Below are 26718 nucleotides of genomic sequence, written 5' to 3'. Positions count from 1 at the left end.
CCGGAACTCTCCTGCTGGTACGCCGCCGCCACGTGGACCACGTGCGCTGTGCGGCCGATCTGTGTCGCTGAGCGCACAGCACCGGCCCTCTTTCCCGTACCTTTCCCGGACTTCTCCCTAAGGACCTCCGATGTCCCGTACCCGTACCCGTACCCGTATCTCCCTGGCGGCCTCCGCCGCCGCCCTCCTCGCGCTGGCGGCCGTCGGCTGCGCGCCGCAGCCGCAGAGCACCCCCGAAGCGGCCGGGTCCAAGGGCGGCGCCCGGTGCACGACCGACAACCCGGGCCTCCACAAGCGCGGCCAGCTCACCGTCGCGACCGACTCCCCGGCCTATGAACCGTGGTTCGACAGCAACACCCCGTCGAACGGAAAGGGCTTCGAAAGCGCCGTGGCCTATGCGGTGGCCGGCAAGCTGGGCTTCGAACGCGACCAGGTGAAATGGGTCATCGAGCCCTTCGCCCATTCGTACGCCCCCGGCCCCAAGGCTTTCGACTTCGACATCAACCAGATCTCCATCACACCGCAGCGCGCGAAAGCCGTTGATTTCTCCACCAGTTACTACACGGCCAATCAGGCCATTCTCACGCTCGACGGATCCGCGTTCGCGAAGGCCACGTCCCTGAGCGCCTTCAAGGACGCCAGGATCGGCGTGCAGGTCGCGACGACCAGCTACCAGGCCGTGCTCGACCAGATCAAGCCCTCGAAGCAGCCGAACGTCTTCAGCACCACCAAGGACGAGGTGACCGCGCTGCGGAACGGTCAGATCGACGCGATCGTCACCGACCTTCCCACCGTCTTCTACCTGGCAGGGGCGGAGCTGGAGAACGGCGAGATCGTGGGCCAGTTCGGCTACGCGGGCGGCACCCCCGAGAAGTTCGGCCTGCTGCTGCCGAAGAACAGCGGGTACACCTCCTGCGTCAACCAGGCCCTCGACGCGCTCAGGGCCGACGGCACGCTCGCCCGGCTCACCACGCAGTGGCTCTCCGCCTCGGCGAACGTCCCCGAGCTGAAGCGATAACGGGCCGGCTGTGGACATCAGCAAGACGGCCGTACCGGACCGGTCGGCCACCGCTCCCGGCACTCCCGACACCGGCTACCGGCCCAGCGACCACGAACAGGAGCGGCAGCGGTACCGCCGCTCCCGCAAGCGCCGCCACACCTGGGTCTCCACCCTCTGCACCCTGCTCGCCCTGGTGGCGGTGGGCGCGGCCGCGGTGGCCTCACCGGGCTGGGAGCGCGTCGACACGCTGTTCTTCGACGGCGCCGAGTTCCGCTCCGCCTTCCCCGACCTCCTCCGGGGCTTCTGGCTCAACATCCAGATGTTCCTCGTCGCCGAGGTGCTGATCCTCGTCCTGGGGCTGCTGATCGCCCTGGTGCGGGTGACGCGCGCACCGGGTCTCCAGCCGCTGCGGCTCGCCGCTACGGTCTACGTGGACGTCTTCCGCGGCGTACCGACCCTGCTGCTGGTCTTCCTCGTCGGCTTCGGACTGCCGGCGCTGCAACTGCAGGGCACGCCTTCCGAGCCCTGGATCCTCGGCGTGATCGCCCTCACCCTCTCCTACACCGCGTACGTCGCCGAGGTGTTCAGGGCGGGACTGAACTCGGTCCACCCGGCGCAGCGGAACGCCGCCCGGGCCCTGGGCCTCAACGAGCGGCAGACGCTGCGGCACGTCGTCCTGCCCCAGGCCGTGCGCAACGTGCTGCCGCCCCTGCTCAACGACTTCATCGCCCTGCAGAAGGACACGGCCCTGGTCGCCGTCCTCGGTCCGCTCGAGGCGCTGCGGGCCGCGCAGATCAAGGCGGACTACGACTTCAACTACACCCCGTACCTGGGAGCGGCCCTCTTGTTCATCGCGGTGACCATCCCGCTGACCCGCTTCGCCGACCGGCTCCAGCTGCGGGCGGCGCGGCGCACCTGGGCGGGGGCGGGCCGATGAGCGGGTCGCTGCTGCGCATCCGCGGCCTCCGCAAGCAGTACGGGGAGCGGCTGGTGCTGCGCTCGATCGACCTGGACGTCGCCGAGCACCAGGTCGTCTGCCTGATCGGCGGCTCCGGTTCGGGCAAGTCCACCCTGCTGCGCTGTGTGGACCTGCTGGAGGTCGTCGACGACGGGACCGTGCACCTGAGCGAGACCGAGCTGACCGATCCGCGTCTCGACCCCGACGTCGCCCGCCGTCGGATCGGCATCGTCTTCCAGGCGTACAACCTCTTCCCGCATCTGACCGTGCTGGACAACATCACGCTCGCGCCCCGCCGGGTCCACGGCGTCCCCCGCCGGAAGGCCGAGGCCTCGGCCCGCGAGCTGCTCGACCGCCTCGGGCTCGGGGACAAGGCGCACGAGCACCCCGACCGGCTCTCCGGTGGACAGCAGCAGCGGGCGGCGATCGCCCGTGCCCTGGCCACCGAGCCGGAGCTGCTGCTCTTCGACGAGATCACCTCGGCCCTCGATCCGGAGCTGGTCGGCGAGGTCCTGGACGTCGTCGCCGATCTGAAGCGGCGCGGGCTGACCATCCTGATGGCCACCCACGAGATGGACTTCGCGCGGCGGGTCGCGGACCGGGTCTGCTTCCTGGAGGACGGCGTGATCGTGGAGCAGGGCACCGCGGAGCAGGTGCTCACCGCTCCCCGGGAGCAGGCCACGCGGCGGTTCCTCGCCCGCGCGCTCGACCGTTCGTAGCACCGTCTCCCTGACGGCGGAAGCCGGTTCCTCCCCCTGCGGCGGGGAGGGACCGGCTTCCGCCGTTCGAGGTGCTCCCGTATGTCCCGCACGGGGTGTCAGGACACGTGCGGGTGACACCGTCCGCGTACGCCATTCGACATGTGACACAACCACGCACCAGGCGGTCGGGCTTCCCGCGCCCCCTTGAGGCACCCGCCGATCAGCCTAGTTTCCGAATTGCCTCCGCAAAAATGCCTACATATGCCCATACTCTCGTCGTGCGTGTTCCGGGACGGCCTGATGCTCGGATCGTCAGGCCGTCCCGTCATTCGGTGGTCCGCGCGAGCGGATCTCGAGGTCAATCCGCTTCTCATTACTGGAGAACACATGCGCGTTGCCGTGACCGGTGGCGGTGGTTTCCTTGGGTCTCACCTGTGCGAGGCGCTCCTGCGGCGCGGCGACTCCGTGGTGTGCCTCGACAACTTCTCGACGGGCGACCCCGAGAACATCGCCCCTCTCCTGCCCCATCCGGCCTTCGAGTTCCAGCACGCCGACGTGAGCGTGTCCGTGGAGGTCGCCGGCCGTGTGGACGCCGTCGCCCACCTGGCGTCCCCGGCCTCCCCTCCCGACTATCTGCGCCACCCGCTGGAGACGCTCGCGGTCGGGAGCCGCGGCACCGAGAACGCCCTCCGGCTGGCCCAGCGTCACAACGCCCGCTTCATCCTCGCGTCGACGAGCGAGATCTACGGCGATCCGCTCCTCCACCCCCAGGAGGAGACGTACTGGGGCAACGTCAATTCCATCGGCCCGCGCAGCGTCTACGACGAGGCGAAACGATACGCCGAGGCGGTCTCGGCGGCGTACCGCCGCACGCACGGAGTCGACGTGGGCATCGCCCGGATCTTCAACACCTACGGTCCCCGCATGCGCCCGCACGACGGTCGTGTGGTGTCCAGCTTCATCACCCAGGCCCTGACCGGTGAGCCGCTCACGATCTACGGCGACGGCGGGCAGACCCGCAGCTTCTGCTACGTCGACGACCTGGTCCGCGGCCTGGTCGCCCTCCTCGACTCCTCCGAACTCGGCCCCTTCAACCTCGGGAACCCGGTCGAGCGCACCGTCTCCGAACTCGCCGGCCTGGTACTGGAGATGACCGGCTCGGCATCCGAGGTGAAGCACCACCCGCTGCCGGTCGACGACCCGGTCCGCCGCCGCCCCGTCATCACCCGCGCCCGCGAGGTACTGGGCTGGGAGCCGGAGATCGACATCACCGAGGGCCTGCGCCGCACCGTCGCGTACTTCGCCGCCCACGCGGACCGCCTCGCCGCCTCGGCCGCGTCGATCCGCGGCGGCCAGGACGAGACGGTCCCCCTGGCCGCGGCTTCGCCGGCGCCCCTCGCCCCGCAGACGATCCCCGGACCGGCCGGCGCCGCCACCGGCGTGCCGTCCTCCGCGCCCGGGGCCACCGTCGCGGGCGGCTGATCCGCCTGCCGCGGCGGGACCGGCGGGCCTCCCGCCGGCCCCGCCGCGGCTCCGAGTCCGTCGGGCCTGCTCTCCCGGGCCCCCACCTTGTCGCACCGCCTGGAGAACCTGCTGCCATGACGTCGTTGGAGCAAGGTCCCGCCCATGGGACCGGCACCGCCCAGGAACCGCCGCTTCCCTCACCGGCTCCCGGTTCGCCGGCGGAGTGGGAGGCGCTCGGCGCGCAGATCCACGCCCTGTCGCACGGCGCGGTGGCCTCCATCGGCCCGGACGGCCCCGTCCTCGCCCGCCCGGCCCACGGATTCACCGCCCTCCCGTCCAGCTTCGTCCGGGCGTTCTCGCCCTCCGACCGCTTCCTGGTCGCGCTGCTGTCCCTCGGCTGGGCGGCCTGCCTGGTCTGGTTCTGGGTCTGGTGGCTCGAACCGTCCCACCGGATCGGTTGGACGGGCCTGATCGTCAACAGCGCCCTGCTGCTGTACCTGACCTATCTGCCGGTGCACTTCCTCGTCGCGCTGCTGGGGATGCGCCGCTTCGATCCGGCGGTCCGGGTGCCCCGGCTCCGTACCGCGTTCGTGGTCACCCGCGCCCCGTCCGAGGGCTGGGACATCGCCCGGCGCACCCTGGAGGCGATGGTCGCCCAGGACTTCCCGCACACCTACGACGTCTGGCTCTGCGACGAGGACCCCAGCGAGGAGATCCTCGACTGGTGCCGCACCCATGACGTGAACGTCTCCTGCCGCCGCGGCCGCGCCGACTACCACCGGGCCGACTGGCCCCGGCGCACCCGGTGCAAGGAGGGCAACCTCGCCTTCTTCTACGACCACTGGGGCTACGAGCTGTACGACGTGGTCGCCCAGCTCGACTGCGACCACGTCCCCGGGCCCACCTACCTCGCCGAGGTCGTCCGCCCCTTCGCCGACTCCGCCGTCGGCTACGTCGCCGCCCCCAGTGTCTGCGACTCCAACGCCGACGAGTCCTGGGCGGCCCGCGGGCGGCTCCACCGCGAGGCCATGTTCCACGGACCCGTGCAGTTGGGCCACTCCGCCGGCCTCGCGCCGGTCTGCATCGGCTCGCACTACGCCGTCCGCACGAAGGCGCTGCGGGACATCGGCGGTCTGGGCCCCGAGCTCGCCGAGGACTTCTCCACCTCGTTCCTGCTGACTTCGGCGGGCTGGCAGGGCGCGTTCGCCATCGACGCGGACGCGCACGGCGAAGGCCCCCTCACCTTCGGCGCGATGATCACCCAGGAGTTCCAGTGGTCCCGCAGCCTGGCCGTCATGCTCCTCGGCATGCTGCCGCGCCATCTGGGCCGCATGCCCCTGAAGCTCCGGGTGCGCTTCGCCGCGGCGCTGATGTACTACCCGCTGCTGGCCGGCGCCACGGTCATGGGGATCCTCCTGCCGCCGATCGCCGCGATCACCGGCGCTCCGTGGATCGACGTCAACTACTTCGCCTTCCTGGCCCACTTCTGGAGCATGTCCGTCTGGCTGATCCTGCTGACGCTGCTCTGCCGCCGCCGCGGTCTGATGCGCCCCAAGGACGCGCCGATCCTCAGCTGGGAGATCTGGCTCTTCGGACTCTCCCGATGGCCGTACGTCGCCTGGGGCGTCCTGGCCGCGGTGACCCAGAAGGTACGGCCCCGCCAGATCACCTTCAAGGTCACCCCGAAGAAGCGCGACGGCCTTGAGCCGCTTCCGCTGCGGACCGTCGCCCCGTACCTGCTCATCACGCTCTTCCTGTCCGGCTCGGCCCTCGTCGGCCAGTTCACCGGCCCCGCCGTCGGCTATGTCTTCCTCTGCCTCCTCGGCTCGGCCTCGTACACCGCGGTGACGCTGGCGGTCGGCGCGCTCCACGTCAAGGAGACGGCACGCGCCACCGGTGTCCCCGCCCTCCGGGCGCTGCGCACGGCCGCGCTGCCGCTCCTCGCGGGCCTGCTGTCGCTGGCCCCGCTGGGGTTCGCGGCCGCCGTCTTCCCCACCTACCTCACCGGCTTCTACGCCTGGTGAAGGACCCTGCGACCGATCCAGAAACGAGGTTCCCGTGCCCCAGACCGTCCTGGTCACCGGCGGCGCCGGTTTCATCGGCAGCCACACCTGTGTCGAGCTGCTCCGCGCCGGCCACGAGGTCGTCGTGCTCGACGACCACTCCAACAGCTCGCCCGAGGTCCTCGAACGGGTCGCGAAGATCGCGGGCCGCCCCATCGCGGCGGCCCACGTCGCGGACGTGCGGGACCGCCGGGCCCTCGACGCCGTCTTCACGAGCCACCCGATCGACGCGGTGATCCACTTCGCCGCGAAGAAGGCCGTCGGGGAGTCGGTCCGGATCCCGCTCGCGTACTACGACATCAATGTCGGCGGCACGACGGCCCTGGTCTCGGCCATGCACGAGCACGGAGTGCACCGGCTGGTGTTCTCGTCCTCCTGCTCGATCTACGGCGACGTCACCACCGTCCCGCTGACCGAGGAGTCGCCGGCCGCGCCGACCAACCCGTACGCCACCACCAAGTGGACCTGCGAGCAGATCCTCGCGGACGTCTGCCGGCACGTGCCCGAACTCCGGGTGCTGGCCCTGCGGTACTTCAACCCGGCCGGCGCCCACCCCACCGGGCTCCTCGGCGAGGACCCGAGCGGTGTGCCGAACAACATCATGCCGTTCCTCACCCAGATCGCCGTGGGCCGCCGCGACGAACTCAGCGTCTTCGGCGACGACTTCCCCACTCCGGACGGCACCGGGATCCGCGACTACGTCCACGTGGTCGACGTCGCCGAGGGGCACCGCACCGCCCTGGACCACATCGACGACGAGCCGGGCATGCGGGTCTTCAACCTGGGTACGGGGCGCGGCGCGTCCGTCCTGGAGCTCGTCCGCACCTTCGCGCAGGTGACGGGGCGGCCGATCCCGCACCGCGTCACCGAGCGCCGCCCCGGCGACGTCGCCGAGCTCGTCGCCGACCCCTCGAAGGTCGCCTCGGCCTGGAACTGGACCGCACGGCGCGACCTGGCCTCCATGTGCCGCGACGCGTGGGCCTTCCAGCAGCAGAACCCCCACGGCTACGCGCCCTGACCCGTCGTACACCCCCGCTTTCGCGTTCAGACAGGAGAGCACCGCATGCGGTTGACCGTCATCGGAACGGGCTACCTCGGAGCCGTGCACGCCGCGTGCATGGCCGACATCGGACACGACGTCCTCGGCGTCGACGTCGACGCCGACAAGATCACGGCCCTCGCGGAGGGCCGTCCCCCCTTCTACGAACCGGGCTTCGACGAGGTGCTCACCCGCGCCCTCGCCTCCGGGCGTCTGCGCTTCGGCACCAGCCTGCGCGAGGCCGCGACGCACGGCGAGGTCCACTTCATCTGTGTGGGCACGCCCCAGCGGGCCGGCTCCCACGCGGCCGACCTGCGGTACGTCGACGCCGTCGTCGACGGGCTCGTGCCGCACCTGCCCGCCTCCTGCCTGGTGGTCGGCAAGTCGACCGTGCCGGTGGGCACCACGGCGCGCCTGACCGACCGCATCGCGGGGCTCGCCCCGGCCGGTGTACGGGCCGAGGTGGCGTGGAACCCCGAGTTCCTGCGGGAGGGCTTCGCCGTCGAGGACACCCTGCGGCCGGACCGGATCGTCGTCGGCACGGTCGGCCGGGAGGCGGACGAGACCCTGCGCCGCGTGTACGCCCCGATGCTGGAGGCGGGCGTCCCGTACATCAGCACCGACCCGAGCACGGCCGAGCTCGTGAAGGGCGCGGCCAACTCCTTCCTCGCCACGAAGATCTCCTTCATCAACGCGATGGCCGAGGTGTGCGACGCCTCGGGAGCGGACGTGGTCACCCTCGCCGACGCCCTCGGCCACGACACCCGGATCGGCCGGCGGTTCCTCAACGCCGGCCTCGGCTTCGGCGGCGGCTGCCTGCCCAAGGACATCCGGGCGTTCACCGCCCGTGCCCAGGAGCTCGGCGCCGGCCCCGCGGTGGACTTCCTGGCCCAGGTCGACGAGATCAACGAACGGCAGCGGACACGGACGGTCGACCTCGCCCGTCGACTGGCCGGCGGCGACCTGGCCAACCGCCGGACGGCCGTCCTGGGCGCCACCTTCAAGCCGAACAGCGACGACGTGCGCGACTCGCCGGCGTTGGCGGTGGCGGCGGCGCTGCACCGGGAGGGCGCCGACGTCCGGGTGCACGACCCCGAGGGCATCCCGAACGCTCGCCGCGCCCGTCCGGAACTGCACTGCGAGGCCGACCTCCTGACGGCATGCCAGGGGGCGGAGCTCGTCCTGCACCTCACCGAGTGGGGACAGTACCGCGAGCTGGACCCGGTGAAGCTGGCCCGGGTGGTCCGCAGGCCCGTCCTCGTCGACGCGCGCAACACGCTCCCGCACGACGAGTGGCGGGCCGCCGGCTGGACCGTCGAGGCGCTCGGCCGTCCCGTACCGGCGGACCGGGCGCAGGCCGCCCGGGCGGACAAGCCGCTCCGGGCCACGATCGCCTCGCCGACCGTCGAGACCGCCCCCACCGACCTCCGGTCACCGGCTCTGCCGACCGGCCGGTCCTAGACCGCCCCGGCACGCCGACGCCGTCCCGCCCGTCCGGTCGTCGACCGGGCGGGCGGGACGGCGTCGTGGCACGTCGGGTCGGCGAGGGCGTCGCCGGGAACGCGCCGGAGAGTCGGTGAGTCGGAGACAGACGTCGTGTGCCCGGCCCCGGGGGGGGCGATGTCCGGCTCGGCGGTTGCGCTACTGGGCGGCGCCGGGGCGCAGGACGTCCGGGAGCCGGTGGCCGAAGTAGTCGACGGGACCCGCGTCGATGCCCGAGGCCTGCGGGCCCATGCTCACGGACACCTCGTCCTCGCAGCGCGGCACCATGTTCTCGGCCCCGGCCGGGTCGGTGACGGGTACCGTCAGCGCGCGCAGACAGGGGTCGTCGCCGGTTCCGGTCGCCCCACCGTCGACGAGTTCCTGACCGGAGGCGGTACGCCAGTCGGCGAGGTCCGTGAAGCGGCGGCTCCCCCAGCCCAGCGACCAGGGGCCCATGCTGTGGTAGACGTTGCGCCGCAACTGGTGCGTGCCCGGAAGGTACGACGACTCGGCCTCGACCAGCGGACCCCCGTCGGTGGCCAGGATGTTGTCGTGGATACTGACGCCGCTCATGCCGTCGCGCAACCGCAGGGCCGGAGGCCGGTTTCCCGCCGCCTGCGCGGAGGCGAGGTTCCGCGTCCGCATCACGACCGTGTTGTGGTAGATGTCCAGGTTCTTCATGAGGGAGCCGTAGGCGACGATGCCGCCGTACTCGGGGAGCTTCCGCGCGTCGTCCCAGCTCATGTTGAAGCGGACGACGTTGTCCCGATGGGCCCCGGTCGCCTGTCCGGAGTAGACGAGGAACCCGGGCCCGTCGTTGCCGTAGGCGAGGTTGTACTGCACGACCGAGTGCGACACGTTGTTGTCGAGGCCGAAACCGCCGCCGTCCACGCGCGAGCCGGTCCGGTTCCGGTAGGAGCGGTTGTTCTCCAGGACCACGTCGGTCGAGTCGTAGACCCAGATGCCCTCGGGGCCCTCCTGGGCGTCTGCGGCGGAGCGGGCGCCGTTGTCGTGGGCCACCGAGCGCGTCACCCTCGCGTCCCGGACGCTGCCGAGGGCGATGCCACTGCCGGTGTTGCGCCCGGCGCTGTCCGGGTCGCCGGTGTTGGAGTACGCCGTGACCCGCTCGATCCGCAGCCCGGAGTGCGCGTAGGCGGGGCCGTCCGCCTCGAACTCCGGTCCGTAGAAGACGAGTCCGGCCTCCAGGTTGTGATGCACGGAGACATCGCTGATGCGCACGTCGCTGTAGCCCGTGACGGCGTCGCCGTCCGTGCCGACGCTGATCCCGTTCTGGAAGCCCCGTGCCTCCACGTTCGTGATCCTGACGTGGGCGAGCCTCCGCTCCCCGGGGCGGGTGGCGCGAAAGGCGATCCCCACTCCTTCGCGCAGCGCCGTGCGGTCGCCGACCAGCGCGATGTTCCTGATCTCCACGCCCGCCGTGTCGTGCACGGTGATGCCCGAGGTGCCGCGGGGCTCGATGGTGGCGCGGCCCGTGCCGTACGACTCGATCACCACGGGCCGCGCGGCGCTGCCCGCCTCGTCCTCCTCCAGGGTGACGGTGCCGGGGAACCGTTCGCCGCCCTTGAGCCGGAGCCTGTCGCCGGGCCGGAAGTTCGCGGTGTTCGCGTGGTCGAGGGTCCGCCAGGGCCTCTGCGGCGTCATGCCGTCGTTCTGGTCGTCGCCGTCCGGACTCACGTAGAAGGTGAACGGACCACCGCTCGCGGGGCGGGCGGGGCGGTAGACCCCCGGCACGTCGCATCCCGCGAGCAGCAGGAGCACCGCGGCCGAGACTCCCGCCGCGGTCCTCGTCGTCCGGCTCCGCTTCACCGCGTTCACCCGCACCCCCTGGGGATGTTCCAGTGCCCTGTCAGGCATATGAAGCAGCAGACTGCCAGAAAAGGGACATACGAAACGCCGACGAACGCGCGGCATCCGAGTCACGTACGGCCCGACACGTCGTCAGGGGGTGGCGTCGTGGCGGCGGCAGGGGCTCCGCCGCGGTCAAGAGCGCGTCCCGGCCGGAAGGATGTGTTCCGCGCCGGAGATCTTCTCCGGGCATCCGCTCCGCTGTCACCATGTGCCGTATGACGTACATGATCAAGGGTGCCAACGCGCCCGTCCCCGCCGTCCCTCTGCGTGTCGCCGTGGGCCGGCAGTCGGTGCCCGGTGCGCCGACCGTGTCCGCCGCGGCCCTGCTGCTCGACGCCGCCGGAGCGGTGCGCGGCGATGCCGACATCGTCTTCCACCACCGGCCCGTCCACCCCTCGGGCGCCGTCCGGCACGTCGGTACGGGGCAGGGCGCCGGACAGCTCGCCGAATGGCTGGAGGTGGACCTGCTCCGCGTCGAACCCGACGTCCAGCGGGTCCTGATAGTCGGATCCTGCGCGGACGGGACCTTCGGGCAGGTGCCCGGTCTCTACGCCCAGGTGAGCACGTTCGACGCCGCCGTCGTCGCGCAGTACGCGGTCACGGACGCCACCGCCGAGACCGCGTTCGTACTCGGTGAGCTGTACCGGCGCGACGGCGCATGGCGGTTCCGCGCGGTGGGGCAGGGCTACGAGGACGGGCTCGCGGGCCTGACCAGGGACGTGGGGGGCTCGGGGGCGGTGACGGCAGCGACGGCGGTGACGGCAGTGGCTGCACCGGCGCCGGTGACCCCCTCGCCTGCGCCGGTGACCCCCTCGGCGTCGCCGGCCGTGCCCTCCGCGCCCGGCCCGGTGCCGCTCGCCGGGGTGGGCAAGGTGTCGCCCGCGCCCGGTACGTCGAGCGACGCCGCTCCGTACGCCGCCTCACCCGTCCCGCTCGTCTCTGCGCCCGCCGGGTTCGTGCCCGCGTACGCCGCCGGGGCGCCCGCCGTCGGCGCATCCGTCGAACCCCCCTCCTGGGCGGCCGGCTTCTTCACGTTCGAACCGCGCGTCTATCGCGGCAAGGGGGCGAAGACCGTCACCGTGGACCTGCCGTTCCCGCCCAACGGGGAGCCGGTGATCCTGGAGGCACGAACGGAGGAGTACAACTTCCTCTCCGTCAAGATCCCCGGCCGCGAGGACGATGTCTTCCTGTCAGACCTGCCCGATCACTACGGCCGGCAGCTGATGGTGCCCCACCGCAAGGGCGGGCCGCTCACTCTGAAGGTGCGCAACTCCGGGGCCTGGCAGCTCACGGTCCTGCCCCTGTCGGCGGCCCTGCCGCTGGACTTCGGCACCGTCACCGGCAGCGGCCATGAGGTCTTCCTCCGCACCGGCCCAGCGGCCGAGTTGAAGGTGCGGGCGGAGGACCCCCACAAGGGCTGGTTCCAGATGCACTACCACTGGGGTGACACCCCCGGTGACCTGAGGCGCCCGGCCAAGCGGATCGTGTACGAGTGGAACGGTCGCCGGGTCAGGGAGAAGGTCGCCCTGCCCAGCGGGCCCCTCCTGGTCACCATCGACAAGAGCAGGCACCAGTGGGAACTTACCCTCGACGCGGCCGCCCCTGACGAGCCGGCCCGAGGGGCACGGAAGGGCTGGCTTCGCTAGGGGGTCCGGCCGGGCCCGCTGGGCCTGCGAGCACGCCCCGGGGCCGGATCGACAGGCGATTGCGGGCGATCCTCCCGTCCCCTGCCTCAGTACTGTGACTCCGCATGACCGACACCGAGTTCGAGATCACCGCAGACCTGGTCCGCGACCTGCTGCGGGAGCAGCATCCCGACCTTGCCGGGCTCGCCGTCCGCGAGGTGGCGGGCGGCTGGGGCAACCAGATGTGGCGCCTCGGAGACGAGTTGGCCGTGCGCATGCAGCGCATGGACCCCACCCCGGAACTTCAGCTCAAGGAGCGGCGCTGGCTTCCCGTGCTGGCCCCTCGCCTGCCGCTCCCGGTGCCGACGCCGGTGCGGTCCGGCGAACCGTCCGAGCGCTTCCCCAAGCACTGGACCGTGATGACGTGGGTTCCCGGCGAGCCGCTGGACCACGGCTCGATCAGCCGCGGCGCCCACGCGGCCGAAGCGCTGGCCGGGTTCCTCCGGGCGCTCCATGTGCAGGCCCCCGCCGACGCGCCGGCTCCCCGGGACCGCGGCGCCCACCCCCGGGACTGCACGGACGGCTTCGAGCAGTTCCTGCGGGCCGCCGCCCCCGACGACCTCGTGACCGGCCTCCGGGCCGTCTGGGACGAGGCCGTCGCGGCCGGGGCGTGGGAGGGCCCGCCCTTGTGGGTGCACGGCGACCTCCATCCCGCGAACGTCGTCGTCTCGGACGGGACGCTCGCGGGCGTCGTCGACTTCGGCGACATGTTCGCCGGCGACCCGGCGTGGGACCTCGCTGCCGCGTGGGTGCTGCTCCCCCCGGGCACGGCCTCCCGCTTCTTCGACGTGTACGCGGTCGCGGACGACGCGGCGATCCGGCGTGCGCGCGGGCTGGCCGTGCTGAAGAGCCTCTTCCTGATGCTCATGGGGCAGAGCGGAGATCGGGGTCTTCCCGGAGGCAAGTCGCACTGGGGACCCGTGGGCCGGGCGGCACTCGATCGCGTGCTGGCCGAGCGGGGCGACCGTCGGCGCTCGTGACGCCCGCGGGGAGCCCGGCGAGGACGACCGGAGCGGCCTGGGGACCGGAGCGACGGGAGCGACCGGGGCGACCGGGGCGGCTCACCACCAGTAGGCGGGGTACCTCGGTGCCGCGCGCCGGACGCGGGACGCGGCGTACGCGGTCAGGACGAGCAGCACCGTGGACCCGAACAGCAGGGGGACGAACCTGCCCGGCGCGGGATCCTGGAGGACGATGACGACGGCGGTGGCGCAGGCGGGCGAGTGCGGAGTCCGGGCCAGGGTCGTGAGGGCGAGGGTGACACCTGCGGCGAGCGCGGCGGCCCATGCGCTGCCGTGCCCCGCGAGGCCCACCGCGTATCCGGCGGCGGCGCCGAGGAGGTGGCCGACGACCACGCTTCGCGGCTGGGCCAGCGGCAGCGCGGGGGCGCAGTGGACCAGGGCGGCGCTGGCGGCGAGCGGGGGTATGAGTACGGGCTCGTGGAGGGCGGCGCCGATCGCCACGAGCGCGAGGAGGGCCGCGGTGGCGGCGCTGACGTTGTGGGCGGCGGCCGCGGGCGCCGGCCGCGCCGGGGCACGGCCGGCCAAACGGGCCAGGCGCGACCGGCGGCTGAGGGGGACGGCGCCGGAGCCGGTCACGGAGGGATCGGTCGCGGCGGGATCCGTCGTGACGGAGCCGGTCGCGACGGGGCCGGTCACGGCAGGGGCGATGGCGGCGGTGTCGGTCACAGCGGGTTCGGTCACGGCGGGGTCGGTATGCGGAGCGATGTCGGTACTCATGTGATGCGGTGTTTCCGGGGCAGGCGGCCGTGGGCCGTACGAGGCGGAGTGGGGGCGTTCGTTCTCCCGGGCCCCTGTGGTCGACAGTCGGCCCGGTCCCGCGCCCGGCCCTCGTGCGGCGGCGCGGCCCGGCACCACTCTAACCAGCGGGTTCTCGGCCGGTCGGCCGGGGGCGGGCCGGGGGCTCGCGGCGTAGAGTGGGCGAAATGAGCCCAGTCCGATACGAGCTGGTATTCGCCGACGAAACGGGTTCGGCGCAGGACGTCGTGACCGTCGAGCGCACCTCTTCCAAAGGGCCCGGCGGCCACGCGGTCTACGCCGACGCCACCGGCATCATCCGAGCGGAGATCAGCGAGCAGGACGAGGTGCGCATCCTCGCCTCGGGCGGGCACCAGGCTCCTGCCCAGCACGTCCTGGCCCGCCGCCTCACCGAGACGGATCCGAACGATCCCCCCGGTACCGCCGGTACCTCCGCGGCCCCGGCCTGACGATCCTCGGCCCCAGTCACGCCTCGGTGGTCGTTCCCTCGGTGGTCGTTCCTTCGGTGGTCGTTCCCTCGGTGGTCGTGTCGAGGGTCCTGGACGCCCAGAGCGTCTTGCCGCGGCCTGAGGGCCGCACGCCCCAGCGCTGGGTGAGGTGGGCGGTGATGAACAGGCCCCGGCCGTTCTCGTCCGTGTCCAGGGCGCGCCGGAGGTGGGGACTGGCGCTGCTGTCGTCGGAGACCTCGCACACGAGCGCGCCGTCGTGGATGAGGCGCAGCTGGATCGGCCCCTTCGCGTAGCGCACGGAGTTGGTGACCAGCTCGCTGACGACGAGGGCGGTGTCGTCGATGACGTCCTGGGCCATTCCCCATTCCGCGAGCTGGTCCACGACTCGTTTGCGGGCCTGCCCGGCGCTCTCCGGAGCGTTCGGAAAGGTCCACGCCTTCGTCTGGGAGTCGCCGAGGGTGCGGGTTCGGGCCAGCAGCAGATACGCGTCGCGAAGCGGCTGCTCGGGCACGAGGGCCTCGGCGTACCGGTCGCACGCGGCCTGAAGCGAGGGATGCGGGTCGGTGACGAGGTCGGGCAACCGGCTCAGCAGCGCGTCCCGGCCGCCGACCGCGGTCAGCAGAGCGGTGTTGCAGATCAGCAGGGTGCTTCCTTCGGGCAGGACGCGTTCGGTCAGCCTGTACTCCGCGAGGCCCTGCCCGAGAGGGGGTCCGGCCGCGACGTCCAGCGGTTCGACGGTGCCGCCCGGGTGGACCAGGACGGGCGGCGGGTGGCCCGCGCTCGCCGCGGTGCACAGGCGGGTGACCGGATCGTAGACGAGGCAGAGGCAGGTGGCGCGCGCTCCGTCACCGTCGCTGCCATCGGCATCGGCGCCGTCGCTGTCCCCGGCACGGACGTGGGCATGGACATCGGGCGCGGCTGCGTCCGGCGGGGTGCTCGGGCGGCTGGCGAGGTCGTGCAGGCGCTGAAGGATGTCGTCCGGCGGCAGGTCGAGGTCGGCCAGCGCCTCGATCGCCGCGCGCAACTCGCTCGTCGCCGAGGGACGCGACGTCCCGGAGGTGGTGTCCCCGGCCACGAGGGCGACCCTGGAACCGGAGAGGGAGATGGCGTCGGACCAGCCGCCGCCCGTGCCGGCCGGCAGGTGGGTGCGGGCGAGTTCGACGGCCGTCACCACGGACGCCTGCGCCTGGGCGAAACCGCCGGACAGGACGCGGGCGGCCGAGCGCTCGCGCCCGTAGAGGCGCGCGTTGTCCAGGCACTGGCCCGCGAGCGTGGTGAGCTGCTGCGCGAGCCGGAGGTGCCGGTGGTCGAACGGGGTCGGTTCGCGCCAGCGGTAGAAGCAGGCCAGGCCGAGCACCACACCGCGCGCCCGGATCGGAACCAGCAGCATGGAGTGCGTCCGCGCGTTCAGGATCCGGGCGTACCGGCGGCGCCGGGGGTCGAGCCAGGGGGCGTCCGGGCGCAGTCGTCGGATCAGTTTGGGGGCCAGGGTGTCCAGGGCGGTCCGGTGGGGCGTGCCGGGCGGGTACACGTCCACCTCGCCGACGGCGGGAACGCCCTGCCGGTCCGGTCCTGCGACCGAGCGGTATCCCACGCGTCGCACGGTCTGGTCCCGGTCGCGGGCGTCCGCGGCGGGCGCCCGGCCGCGCAGGACCACGTCGTAGACGTCGACGGTCACGGTGTCGGCCAGGGCCGGGGAGACGACCTCGCAGAACTCGGCCGCCGTACGGAAGACGTCGAGCGTGGTTCCGATCCGCGCGGCCGCCTCGTTCTGCAGGCGCACCTCCGCCTCGGCCCGTTCCCGGGCGGTGATGTCGGTCAGGGCTGCGGCCAGCCCCAGCACGGTGCCGTCGGCCCGCTGCAGGCGGAACGCGGACGCCGAGGAGACGGTCTCGACCGGGGGGTCGCGGCGGTCGCGGAACCGGATGCTCATGTCGAGCTCGGGCACGCCGGTCTCCAGCACGCGGCGGGCGGCCCGTTCCACGGCCGCGGGGTCGGTGATGTCGAAGGACCCCAGGATCTCCGGCAGCGTGCGCCCGAGCACCTGGTCGACCGGGAACTCCCGCATCAGCCGGGCCGCCGTGTTCACCCGTATCAGACGCAGCTCCGCGTCGTACACGTGCAGGCCCAGGGGCGACTGGGAGAACAACGCGTCCAGTACGGCGTCCCCCAGCCCCTCGGGGACGGACCGGCCGTCCGGATGATCTTCACCGACCACTGTGTGAACGCCCATTCGACGAGACGGGTGGACCAGGCTCCCTCCCATGCAACGCCCACCCCGCGCACCCGGCCACCGCAGAGGGGTGGCCGGGTGACGGCGGCCGGTCCCGCCGGGCGGGCCCGCTGGGGCGCGGGCGGCCGGAGCGCTGCGTACGCTGGTCGGAGGGGGCCTCTCGGGACGAGGAGCGGAAGGTCTGTGAGGCCTGAGATCGACCACGGCGCGTTGTTCGCCGCGACGCCCAGCCCGTATCTGGTCCTGGCACCGGATCTGGTGATCGTGGATGTCAACGACGCGTACCTCCGGGCCACCGGCCGCACCCGGGAGGATCTCCTCGGGCAGCACATGTTCGACGCCTTCCCCGACAATCCCGCCGATCCGGGCGCGGACGGCGTGAAGAACCTCGGAGCGTCGCTGCGACGGGTCCTGGCCACCGGCGAAGCGGACACCATGGCGGTGCAGAAGTACGACATCCCCGTCGTCGCGCAGCCCGGTGTGTTCGAGGAACGCTGGTGGTCCCCCGTGAACACCCCGGTGAAGAACGCGGACGGGCGGGTCTCGTGGATCATCCACCGCGTGGAGGACGTGACGGCGTTCATGCGGTCCCGGCGGTTCCGGGGCCGGAGCGAGGGGCGGCGGATGACCGAGCGCGAGGAGGGGATGGAGGCCGAGCTGTATGTCCGCGCCCGGGAGCTGCAGCGGCTGAACGAGGAGCTGCGGGCGGCGCACGCCCGTGAGCGGGAGGTCGCCGTCACCTTGCAGGAGGCGATGCTGCACTCCCCCGACCTGGCCCGGCACAGCGACGTGGCGGTGCGCTACCTGCCGGCGATCGGTTCGCTGAACGTGTGCGGCGACTGGTACGACACCGTCGACCTGGCCGAGGGGCGCTTCACCGTCGCCGTGGGCGACGTCGTGGGGCACGGGCTGGAGGCGGCCACCGTCATGGGCATGCTCCGCAGCGCGCTGTCCGCGGCCAGCCGGGCGGTGGCCGGGCCGGCCGGGGCGCTGGAAGTGCTCGGCATGTACGCCCGCTCGGTGGACGGCGCGCTCGCGGCGACCGCGGTCAGCGTGCTCGTGGACACCCGCTCCCATCTGCTCGTGTACTCCAGCGCGGGGCATCCGCCGCCGGTGCTGCTGCACGCGGACGGCACGTGCGAGCTGCTGGACCAGGCCACCGACCCGCCGCTCGGAGCCAGACCCGAGCACGTTCCCCGGCCGCAGGCAGGCATGCCCTACCACCCGGGTGACACCCTCGTCCTCTACACCGACGGGCTGATCGAACGCCGTGACGAGGACATCGACACCGGCCTGGACCGGCTCACCACCGCCCTGGGCGACCTCGCAGGCCGCGAACCCGATCAGCTGGCCGACGCGCTGCTCGCGCGCCTCGACGTCGCCAGCGGGGCCCGCGACGACATCGCCCTCGTCATCGTCCGTGTCTGACCCCCGGAGGTCACCGGGCGCACGGCGTCCGGGCGTTGCGTCCTCCGAGCCGGGTGGTGACTACCTCCGTGGAAGGGGAACGAGCCGCAGCAACCCGTGGAGGACGGCGTCGATGGTGTCCTGTGCGGGCTCGTCGGCCACATGGGTGAGCAGCCGGGCCAGGGTGCGCAGCACGTGGGGCGAGGCCATCACACGGGGGTGCAGGACGGGCCGGAAGCCGTAGCGCGAGAGGATCAGGTCCCCCGCGAGGTTGCCCAGCCGGTAGTAGCGCGCCCAGCGCCGCTGGATCTCGGCCGGGTACTGGTGCAGGGCGTGTTCCCGGCGGGGTCCGGCCGGGCGGGCCAGGGCCAGGGCGATGATGTCCGCCGCCACCTCGGCGGCCTCCATGGCCTGGGCGATGCCCTCGCCGCTCCACGGACTGACCATGCCGGCGCTGTCGCCGACGAGCAGCACGCCCCGCCGGTACTGCGGGCGGCGGTTCAGTCCCATCGGCAGCGGCGCGCTGCGCAGCGGCGAGTCGGCGGTCTCCTCGTCGAGCCCCCAGTCCGCGGGCAGGCGGGGCAGCCAGTGCTCCAGCGTCGCTCGCAGGTCCACCGGCCTGCGTCGCCGCTGCTGCGGCAGGACGCCGAGGCCGACGTTGACGCGGCCGTCCCCGAGGGGAAACACCCAGCCGTACCCGGGCAGATCCCGACCGGTGCGGGGACAGCGCAGGTCGGCCCAGAGCTCCAGGTAGGGGTCGTGCGTACGGGCCTCGCTGCGGTAGTACCGGCGGGCGGCGGCTGCGACGGGCCGCTTGTCGTCCCGTTCGAAGCCGAGGCCGAGAGTCGTCCGCGCCGAGGCTCCGTCGGCGGCGACCACCAACGGCGCCCGGTAGCGGACCGGCTCCTGCCCCGGCCCGCGGGAGGCGGACACTCCGACGACGTGTCCTGCCCGGTCGGTCAGCGGGCCCGTCACCTTCACATGGGTACGGAGGCGCGCGCCGGTGGCGCGGGCGTGAGCGGCGAGCAGGTCGTCGAAGTCGTGCCGGCTGCGGGTGAGCCCGAAGTCGGGAAGGGCACCCAGGCGCGGCCAGTCGATCTCCGCCTGGTGGCCGCCGCAGACCCAGCGCATGCCCTTGTTGCGCATCCAGCCCGGCGCGTCGATGTCGATGCCCATCCGCACCAACTGGTAGACGCTGCGCGGTGTCAGCCCGTCGCCGCACACCTTCTCCCGGGGGAAGCCGCCCTTCTCCAGGAGCAGCACGTCCACACCCGCTCGCGCGAGGTGCACCGCGGCGGAGGAGCCCGCCGGGCCCGCTCCCACCACGATGACCTGTGCCTCTTCGTCACCGGCGCCGTCGGAGCCCGAGCTGTCGGCGTCGCGGCCGTCGCCGGCCTCGCCACGTTTGGTGATCACCCCACCACTATGCCCAGGGCGGAAGCCGGCGGAACGTGCGGCACGGCCGAAGCCGCCGCGCGTACGGACCAGGTCACTATCCTGGACGTCCCCAGGCCCTGAGCCCGCTCCCGGAGACATCTGATGCACCCTCACGTGGAACGGCTCACGCGCGTCGTCCCGCCGCCGGCGGGGCAACGGCCGCGGGCCTGGACCGAGATCGAGGAGCGCCTGGGCGGTGCGCTGCCGGTGGACTTCAAGGACCTCGTCGACACCTATGGCGGGGGCGTCTTCGACGAGACGATCTGGATCCTGGAGCCCGACTGCGCGGAACCCGGCTACGACCTCCTGGCCGTGAAGGAGGAGCGCGCCGAGGTGGTGGCCCGGCTGTGGGAGATCGGCCCCGAGCCCCGCCCCGAGCAGCTGGAGACCCCCGGAGCGGGGTTGCTTCCCTTCGCGTACATCGAGGGGACCGGCGCCCACCTCTACTGGCTCACCTCCGGGGACGTGCACCCCGACGACTGGACCGTCCTGGCGAACGCGGGCCGTGGACCGGAGTGGGAGCACCACCCGGTCTCCCGCGTCCGGTTCGTCCTGTCCGTGCTCACGGGCGAGATCCGGTCCGGCATCCTCGGCGACCTGCCGGCCGACGACCACGGCTTCGATCCGAACGCCGAGGTCCTGCGGCTGACGGGCCGTCTCCCCCGCCCCACCGAGGCGGGGCAGGGTCTCCCGGGAGCCCGCACGGCTCTCAGGCCCAGCCGCCGCCCCGGACACGAGCAGGAACGCAACATGAACCGTCCTCGCGTACCCGCCCGGCTCCTCGCCCGTCGCTCCACGTGGAGCGCCCCGTCCGCGGACGGCGCCGACGTCGCGTACCCGCGGACGCCGGGCGTCTCCGCCGTGCCGCTCGGCGACGGCACGTGGCTCACCCATGACGAGGAGACCGTGCGGCGCTGGACCGCCCCCTGACGACGCGACCGCGTCCCGGCGTCGGTGCCCCGTGCGGCCCCGCCTCGCGTGCAGCCCCGCCCCGAGACAGGCGGCATCGTCCGTACGGATGACCGAATGCGTTCACCTGCGCCGGGCCGCCGTACGCGATCCACGACGCCATGGAAGGGGTACCGCTTCCCTCGCCCGGACTGCGGAACCATACTGGTCGGGACCTGCTCGCCCACCGAACGGTTCCATGGCCAAGAACAGCACTTCATCGACCACCGTCCCCGGCACCGCCTGGCTCGGGCGCGGGCGTCACCTCGGGCCCGAGCCCGAGCGGGACGTCCGGCGCAATCTGCTCGCCCTCAAGGCGGCCCGGGTGATCGACGACTTCCTGGACCTCGACCCCGTCGAGGCGGCGACCTCCACCGACCTGTACCCCCGGGACGAGTCGGCCGACCCCGGCCCGTCCGCGCGCCGCCTCTTCGAAGCCCGCTGGCGCGTGGCCGACGACGTCACGGTGCGCGCACAACTGACCACGTACGAGCCCGAGTCCCGCCGCGCCAAGGCCGGGGGTGTCTCCTGGGCGCTCGCCGCCGAGGCCGAGCGGGCGTGGGAACCGGGCTGGCCCTCGCCGGCCACTGTGTTCTGGCCCGACAGCGAGCAGGTCCCGTGGGACCACGAGACGGTGCCGGACGTCCGTCTGCGGTCGGCGAACCACCTCCCGAAGGACGACGACGAGCTGCGCCGTCTGCTGCGGGCCTGCACCCGGCAGAGCTGGTTCATCCATGTCGTGGTGCACGAGGCGATGACGCCGGACGCCCTGGGGCGCCGGCCGATCACGGCGTTCCTGCCGCCGAGCCTGCGGCACCGGGTGGTCGAGCACCGTGCCACGCCGGACCAGGCGCTGATCGCCGACTTCGTGATGAAGCGTGAGCTGGGCGTCGGGATACCGCGCGGCGGCGCCGTCATCCTGCCCCCGACACCGCAGGCCGTCGACTACGACGCGGAGCGCTTCACGGTCCCCAACGTCTTCCTGGACGGTACGGAACCCACCCGACTCCTGGAGAGGATCCAGGAGTTCGCCGCGCTGCCGCAGCCGATGCCGACCGAAGCCGAACAGGTGCTGACCCGGCTGCGCCAGGGCTGGCACCTGCTCACCCCCGACGAGGAACTGGCCCACGCGCGGGCCATGGTCACCAGGTACGCCAAGGCGCTCGAAGCCATGACGGCATCCTGCGACCTGTACCGGGAGGCCGCAGAGTCGGCGCTCGAGGCCCTCGCCGAGGCGAACGGCGGCGACGGCGCCCCCCGGTCGGTGTCGCAGGCGACGGCCAGGCAGGATCCCTCCCCCTGGAAGAGCCTCACGAAGAGCCTCTCCCGCTTCCGGGGCCCGACCCCCCAGACACCGGATCCGGAGGTCCCGCAGCGTCCGCCGGGCGAGTGAGAGCGGCGCGCGGCGTCGGTCGCGGGTTCCTCACGGGGTGCCCGCGGCGCCACCGTCCGCCGACACCGAGGCGGATCACGGTCGGGCGCCGGGCCCTGTCGGTCCGTCACTTGGGAGGGGTGGGCTCCGGGTCCTTCGGGGTGGCGCGGTCGCCAGGGTGGCGGACGGCGCACAGGAAGCCGAGTGCCAGGGCCACGGCCATGCCGTAGAAGACCCACTGGTTGGCCTGGGCGAAGTCCATCTGGATGGACGACATCGCGTCGCGGGTGGCCTCGGCGACCTGGCCGGTGCCGGTCGGCGGGGTGGCGTCGCCGTGGCCGGAGACGGAGTCGGTGATGCCGCGTGCGACCTGGTCGGCGACGGCGGGGTCGATGCCCCTCCCCCGGAGCGTGTCGGTGACGTTCTCCGTCATGGCGCGGGACAGCAGGGTGCCGAACACGGCCAGGCCGATGCTCGCCGCGTAGTTGCGGACGGTCTGCGTGATGCCGGTGACCTCGCCGTACGAGGCGCCGATGGCCCGGTTGACCGCGTCCGTCGAGGCGGGGGCCAGGATGAAGCCGATGCCCGCGCCGGCGAGGGCCGCGTAGGGCCACTGGTCGTGCATGGACAGGTTCGTCAGTTCGTTGGCCCACAGGGCGAAGCCGACCGCGCCCAGGATCGTGCCCGTCTTCAGCGCCGGGCGCGCGCCCCGTTTGTCGAGGATCCGGCCGCCCCACTGGGAGGCGAGGGCGAAGCCGACGAAGAAGTACAGCAGGAAGAGCGCCGCCTGGTTCGGAGAGGCACTGAGGGACACCTGCGCGTAGACGGAGGAGAAGAAGAACACCGGCACGAAGGCGAGCATCGCGAAGAACAGCACGGCCGAGTCCACCGTGAACGCCTTGTCCTGGAAGACCCGCAGGTCGATCAGCGGGTGGCGGACGCCGCGCTCGTACCGTACGAACACGTAGAGGATCACGAGGCCGCCGACGACGCACAGCCAGGTCGCCCAGTTCCCCCATCCCCATGACCAGGCCTGCTGGAAGCCGAGGACGCTCAGGCCCATGCCTGCGGCGACGAGGACGGCGCCGGGCACGTCGAGCGTTCCGGGGCGCGGGCGGTCGGCGATGTGCGCGAGGCCGGTGAGGATCAGGGCGATGATCGCGACCGGCACGTTGACCCAGAACACGGCGCGCCAGGTCCACGAGGCCGTGAGCCAGCCGCCGAGCAGCGGACCGACGGCGGTCAGCGCTCCGGAGATCCCGAAGAACAGGGCGAGGGCCCTGCCCCGCCGTTCGACCGGGAACACCGCCACGACCACGGCCAGCGCGGCCGGGAAGAGCAGTGCCGCGCCGAGACCCTGCACGGCCCGGAAGGTGATGAGCCAGGGCTGGGCGTAGTCGCCGGAGGGGACGCATCCGCAGAGGACGGACGCGATGACGAACACGAGGGTGCCGATGATGACGATGCGCCGTGGCCCGTAGAGGTCGGCGAGACGACCGCCGAGGGCGAAGAACGCGGCGAGGGCGAGGAGGTAGGCGTTGACCACCCATTGCATGCCCGCGCTGGAGAGTCCCAGTTCGCGCACGATGTCGGGGGCGGCGATGGAGACGATGGTCTGGTCGATGAAGGTCATCGCGACCGCGAACATCATCGCCGCGAGGGCCACCGTCTGGTTCGGGAGTCGCGCGCCCTTCTGCTGCGTGGGGTGCGGCTGCGGATCAGGCTCTGTGCGGCTGCTCACTCTGTCCAGTCTGAGCCCGTCCGCGGCGTCGCGCACGCCGCGCGCGGGCAGGCGGGTGCCGGAGGGAGCGGCCGAGAGGACGGGGCGGCGGAGTGGGAGTGGGGCGGTGCCGTCTCAGAAGGGGTACTGGGCGCACACCTCGCCGTCGAGGCAGTGGGCGGCGTGACGGCGCATCCGGGGCCCGTAGGTGTCGTGGCGGGACAGGGACGTGTAGGAGCCGGGGTCGCGCGTGACGAGGCCGGCGGTTTCGGCCAGGTAGACGTCGAAGCCGGGGTACATCAGTCCGACGAAGGGCAGGTCGTCCATGTCGAGGGCGAGAACGGGGTACTCCCCTTCCTCGTCGGGCTCGGTGACCGCCAGGACGCGCCGGGAGTCGGAACCGCCGGGCAGCAGGAAGCATTCGGGGAAGCGTTCCGCCAACGGGGCGAAGTCCTCCGTCCACCAGGCGCCGAACTCGTCGCCCACGAGCCGGTCGAGCGGGCGCGGGGTGAGTACGCCGCCGCCCTCCGGCGCGAACCAGCCGTGCCGCTCCAGCAGGGTCGTGTCGAACCGGAGCCAGGCGCGCAGACTCGGCGACAGCGGGCGGCCGGACGGGAACACGGTCCGGGCGAGGACGTCCTCGGGGAGCGGGCGAGGCGCGGCGCCGGACACCCAGGGGACGTCCCGGTAGTCCAGGGCCGAGGCGCCGGGGTCCTGCCGCACCTGTTCGATGACCCGCCGGGTCAGTCCGGCGCCGTGGTGGGCGGTGCGGGCAGAGGTGTGAGGGGTGGTGTGGGCAGGGGTGTCGGTGGTGGTGTGCGCAGGCGTGTGCGCGCCCTCGATCGTCATGGGGCGGACCCTAACAAGCCGGTCCGACAGTCGGAGGGCGGTCGGTGCGGCCCGTCCCCCTAGGGACGTTCGAAGGCCTGTAGTACGCCGCCGAGTGCGAAGCACAGCGCACCGCACAGCGTCCCCCAGTTGGCGATGTCGGCGTTGACCAGGCTCTGGGTGGCGGGCCGGGTGAAGGCGGCCGCCGCGGAGACCATGAAGAGCACCGACCCGAACTGGTTCACCACGACCACCCACCAGCCGAGGCTGCGCGAGCGGACGCAGGGCCGGGAGCGGTGGCAGATCTCGGCGAACGCGAGATGGCCCGACACCAGGAACAGCACGCAACCGACCACGTCGGGGGCCCAGATCAGGCGGTTGGTCTGCTGGACGGTGAGCCCCTGCAGGAAGGAGTCCAGCAGGTTGACGCCGAACACGAGCGTCCCGGCGAACAGCACGAACGTGCTGAGCCAGTCCAGACGCATCGGCTCGTAGCCCCACCACCGCCAGCCGGTCGTCGCCGGCGGGCCGCCCCGGGGTGAGTGGCGGGGTGCGTTGAGCACCTGGAGGAGCGAGGTGTAGCCCCCGACGTTGAAGAACAGTCCGCCCGCGAAGTAGACGGAGGCGCTCTCGGTCGGGTCGCCGGAGCCGAACTGGGCGAGGGCGGCGCCGAGCGCGAAGAGGATCCCGCCGAGGAAGAACGCAGCCGATGCGACGGAGTTGAGCCTCCGGAGGCGGTCGAGCGTCTTCGCGTCGGCGGTCGGGGAGAGGGTGACCGTGCCCCCGGGGTCGCGGACGGACAGCGCCCCGCGCTTGCGCGCGAGCCGCGACTCCCATACGACCGTCCCCCCTTCGGGGTGGTGCCAGGTGAGCCGGGTGGTGAACGGTCCCGCGCCTTCGGCGCGGTGCGCAGGCTGTTCCACGGCACGAGCCTAGTTTCCGTTCCGCTGACGTGCGGCCAGCGAAACGGGGACGTTGCGCGTCGACCCACCGCATGTGTCGGATCGCCGTCTCCCTCGCCGCATCGCCGTCTTCCCCTTCGGATCGGCGTCTCTTTCTTCGGATCGGCGTCTCCCTCGTCGGGATCGGCGTCTCCCTCGTCAGGATCGCGTCTCAGGCCGGGGAGTCGCCCGTGATCCCCGCGCAGTGGGTCACCACCGAGGCGAGGCTGCCCTGCGTACGCAGGAGATCGCGCTGGACGCGGGCCCCGTTGCCCCGTTCCAGCAGAGCGGCGATGCCCGCGCGGACCCGCTCGTCGTCGCCGCTCTCGACCAGGGCCTCCCGGACATGGGCCTGGAGGGCCCTGACGACGTCCGCCGCCGGTTCCTGCCGCAGGGTCGCGGGGTGGAGGAGGGGGCCGTCCATGCCCGACCGGCCGGCCCGCCACGCCGCCAGCCGGAGCAGGCTCGTGCTCACGCGCGAGGGCGGCTCTCCGGCCCGCCAGGCCCTGGCTGCGGTCTCGACCAGGCCCCGTACCAGGGCGGCGAGGAGTACCGGCATCGACGCGTCGAGGCACACGTCCAGCGCCCTGACTTCCACGGTGGGGTAGGTGGCCGAAAGGCGGGCGTCGAAGTAGATCATTCCCTCGTCGCGCAGGACGCCGGTGTCGAGCATCGCACGGACCTGCTCGTGGTACCGGTCGGCGGATCCGAAGACGTCCGTCGGCCCGGCCGAGGGCAGCCGGTTCCACACTCTGCTGCGATAACTCGCGTACTGGCTGTCCTGGCCCTGCCAGAAGGGCGAGTTCGCGCTCATCGCCGTCAGAACGGCGAGCCAGGGCCGCATCCTGTCCAGGACCGCGACACCCTCCTCGTCCGACTCGACCGACACGTGGACGTGGCACCCGCAGGTGAGCTGCTCCTGTGCGGTCAGGCCGAACTGTTCCCCCAGCCAGGCGTATCGCTCGCCCGGGTTCAGCGAGGGCAGGGCCGGCAGCGGTGAGGTGGCGAGGGCGGCGACGAGGGCGCCCGCGGAGGCGGCGTGGCGACGTGCCTCGGCGCGGCAGCGGACGATCTCCTCCTGGAGTTCGCCCATCTCCGTCACCGGCTCGGTGGCGAACTCCACCTGCTCCTTCTGCAGTTCCTTCTCGAAGGCGTGCTCCGGCTCGCCCTCGTCGTCCGGCCGCCGGCCCACGGACCGGTCCGCGGCCGCGAGGACCGCGCCGGCCAGCGCGAGCGGCTCGCCGCTGCGGGCGTGCACCAGCAGCAGCTCTTCCTCCACGCCCACGCTTCTCATCGGGCCACCGCCGTTCGACCCCGCAGGTGAGGGCGAGCCGCCGTCTCCCA

The 26718-nt window shown here is 72.6% G+C and carries 21 protein-coding genes; 13 read left to right on the top strand and 8 right to left on the bottom strand.

What is annotated here, in order from left to right; all coding sequences use genetic code 11:
- Nucleotides 1–130 precede the first annotated feature (130 nt).
- From AMK27_RS11265 to AMK27_RS11235, 7 genes are all read left to right on the top strand, one after another.
- Entirely contained in the window at nt 131–1018 is an 888-nt protein-coding gene (locus AMK27_RS11265; RefSeq protein WP_073905167.1) for an ABC transporter substrate-binding protein, read from the top strand.
- A 10-nt stretch (nt 1019–1028) separates the two neighbouring features.
- The gene (locus AMK27_RS11260) at nt 1029–1937 is read left to right on the top strand and encodes an amino acid ABC transporter permease (protein ID WP_073905165.1); all 909 of its coding nucleotides are present in this window, start codon (nt 1029–1031) and stop codon (nt 1935–1937) included.
- On the top strand, nt 1934–2677 hold the full coding sequence (locus tag AMK27_RS11255) for an amino acid ABC transporter ATP-binding protein (RefSeq protein ID WP_073905163.1): 744 nt from the start codon (nt 1934–1936) through the stop codon (nt 2675–2677). Before AMK27_RS11260 ends, AMK27_RS11255 begins: the two co-directional genes overlap by 4 nt.
- Nucleotides 2678–3046: 369 nt before the next feature.
- Entirely contained in the window at nt 3047–4141 is a 1095-nt protein-coding gene (locus tag AMK27_RS11250) for a UDP-glucuronic acid decarboxylase family protein (RefSeq protein ID WP_073905161.1), read from the top strand.
- 116 nt (nt 4142–4257) lie between these two features.
- Complete coding sequence (locus tag AMK27_RS11245) at nt 4258–6147, top strand: glycosyltransferase family 2 protein (RefSeq protein ID WP_073905159.1); 1890 nt, start codon at nt 4258–4260, stop codon at nt 6145–6147.
- 34 nt (nt 6148–6181) lie between these two features.
- Complete coding sequence (galE, locus tag AMK27_RS11240; protein WP_073905157.1) at nt 6182–7204, top strand: UDP-glucose 4-epimerase GalE; 1023 nt, start codon at nt 6182–6184, stop codon at nt 7202–7204.
- 45 nt (nt 7205–7249) lie between these two features.
- Nucleotides 7250–8686: a UDP-glucose dehydrogenase family protein gene (locus tag AMK27_RS11235; protein WP_073905155.1), complete on the top strand. Its 1437-nt coding sequence runs from the start codon at nt 7250–7252 to the stop codon at nt 8684–8686.
- A 180-nt stretch (nt 8687–8866) separates the two neighbouring features.
- Here AMK27_RS11235 and AMK27_RS11230 read toward each other — a convergent pair whose 3' ends face one another.
- On the bottom strand, nt 8867–10582 hold the full coding sequence (locus tag AMK27_RS11230) for a right-handed parallel beta-helix repeat-containing protein (protein WP_241847420.1): 1716 nt from the start codon (nt 10580–10582) through the stop codon (nt 8867–8869).
- A 209-nt stretch (nt 10583–10791) separates the two neighbouring features.
- Between AMK27_RS11230 and AMK27_RS11225 the strand changes: the two genes are divergently transcribed.
- Both AMK27_RS11225 and AMK27_RS11220 read left to right on the top strand, forming a co-directional pair.
- Nucleotides 10792–12222 carry a TerD family protein gene (locus tag AMK27_RS11225; RefSeq protein ID WP_241847419.1) on the top strand — a complete coding sequence of 477 codons (1431 nt, stop codon included), beginning with the start codon at nt 10792–10794 and terminating at the stop codon, nt 12220–12222.
- A 104-nt stretch (nt 12223–12326) separates the two neighbouring features.
- Nucleotides 12327–13241 carry an aminoglycoside phosphotransferase family protein gene (locus AMK27_RS11220; protein ID WP_073905151.1) on the top strand — a complete coding sequence of 305 codons (915 nt, stop codon included), beginning with the start codon at nt 12327–12329 and terminating at the stop codon, nt 13239–13241.
- Between the two features lie 81 nt (nt 13242–13322).
- Here AMK27_RS11220 and AMK27_RS11215 read toward each other — a convergent pair whose 3' ends face one another.
- Nucleotides 13323–13964 carry an HPP family protein gene (locus AMK27_RS11215; protein ID WP_274535741.1) on the bottom strand — a complete coding sequence of 214 codons (642 nt, stop codon included), beginning with the start codon at nt 13962–13964 and terminating at the stop codon, nt 13323–13325.
- A gap of 242 nt (nt 13965–14206) precedes the next feature.
- On the opposite strand from AMK27_RS11215, the gene AMK27_RS11210 reads away from it, so the two are divergent.
- Nucleotides 14207–14488: a DUF6296 family protein gene (locus AMK27_RS11210; RefSeq protein ID WP_073905149.1), complete on the top strand. Its 282-nt coding sequence runs from the start codon at nt 14207–14209 to the stop codon at nt 14486–14488.
- 16 nt (nt 14489–14504) lie between these two features.
- Here AMK27_RS11210 and AMK27_RS11205 read toward each other — a convergent pair whose 3' ends face one another.
- Nucleotides 14505–16721 carry a SpoIIE family protein phosphatase gene (locus AMK27_RS11205; RefSeq protein WP_073905148.1) on the bottom strand — a complete coding sequence of 739 codons (2217 nt, stop codon included), beginning with the start codon at nt 16719–16721 and terminating at the stop codon, nt 14505–14507.
- Nucleotides 16722–16904: 183 nt separating this feature from the next.
- On the opposite strand from AMK27_RS11205, the gene AMK27_RS11200 reads away from it, so the two are divergent.
- Nucleotides 16905–18149, top strand: coding sequence for a PP2C family protein-serine/threonine phosphatase (locus tag AMK27_RS11200; protein ID WP_073905146.1), 1245 nt, complete (start codon nt 16905–16907; stop codon nt 18147–18149).
- 60 nt (nt 18150–18209) lie between these two features.
- Here AMK27_RS11200 and AMK27_RS11195 read toward each other — a convergent pair whose 3' ends face one another.
- The gene (locus tag AMK27_RS11195) at nt 18210–19544 is read right to left on the bottom strand and encodes a geranylgeranyl reductase family protein (RefSeq protein WP_382510331.1); all 1335 of its coding nucleotides are present in this window, start codon (nt 19542–19544) and stop codon (nt 18210–18212) included.
- A gap of 123 nt (nt 19545–19667) precedes the next feature.
- Between AMK27_RS11195 and AMK27_RS11190 the strand changes: the two genes are divergently transcribed.
- Nucleotides 19668–20495 carry an SMI1/KNR4 family protein gene (locus tag AMK27_RS11190; protein WP_338014302.1) on the top strand — a complete coding sequence of 276 codons (828 nt, stop codon included), beginning with the start codon at nt 19668–19670 and terminating at the stop codon, nt 20493–20495.
- A 217-nt stretch (nt 20496–20712) separates the two neighbouring features.
- Entirely contained in the window at nt 20713–21906 is a 1194-nt protein-coding gene (locus tag AMK27_RS11185) for a hypothetical protein (RefSeq protein WP_073905144.1), read from the top strand.
- Between the two features lie 106 nt (nt 21907–22012).
- Here AMK27_RS11185 and AMK27_RS11180 read toward each other — a convergent pair whose 3' ends face one another.
- From AMK27_RS11180 to AMK27_RS11165, 4 genes are all read right to left on the bottom strand, one after another.
- On the bottom strand, nt 22013–23536 hold the full coding sequence (locus tag AMK27_RS11180; RefSeq protein WP_073906021.1) for an MFS transporter: 1524 nt from the start codon (nt 23534–23536) through the stop codon (nt 22013–22015).
- Between the two features lie 204 nt (nt 23537–23740).
- Nucleotides 23741–24454, bottom strand: a complete 714-nt coding sequence (locus AMK27_RS11175; RefSeq protein ID WP_241847418.1) for a hypothetical protein — start codon at nt 24452–24454, stop codon at nt 23741–23743.
- Between the two features lie 59 nt (nt 24455–24513).
- A complete protein-coding gene (locus AMK27_RS11170) occupies nt 24514–25356 on the bottom strand; it encodes a hypothetical protein (protein ID WP_073905142.1) in 843 nt (280 codons plus the stop codon).
- Nucleotides 25357–25546: 190 nt separating this feature from the next.
- Nucleotides 25547–26668, bottom strand: coding sequence for a glutamate--cysteine ligase (locus AMK27_RS11165; RefSeq protein ID WP_073905140.1), 1122 nt, complete (start codon nt 26666–26668; stop codon nt 25547–25549).
- Nucleotides 26669–26718: the final 50 nt, after the last annotated feature.

The organism is Streptomyces sp. CB02009 (genome assembly GCF_001905825.1).
Classification (GTDB): Bacteria; Actinomycetota; Actinomycetes; order Streptomycetales; family Streptomycetaceae; genus Streptomyces.
This window is presented reverse-complemented; position numbering and strand designations above follow the sequence as displayed.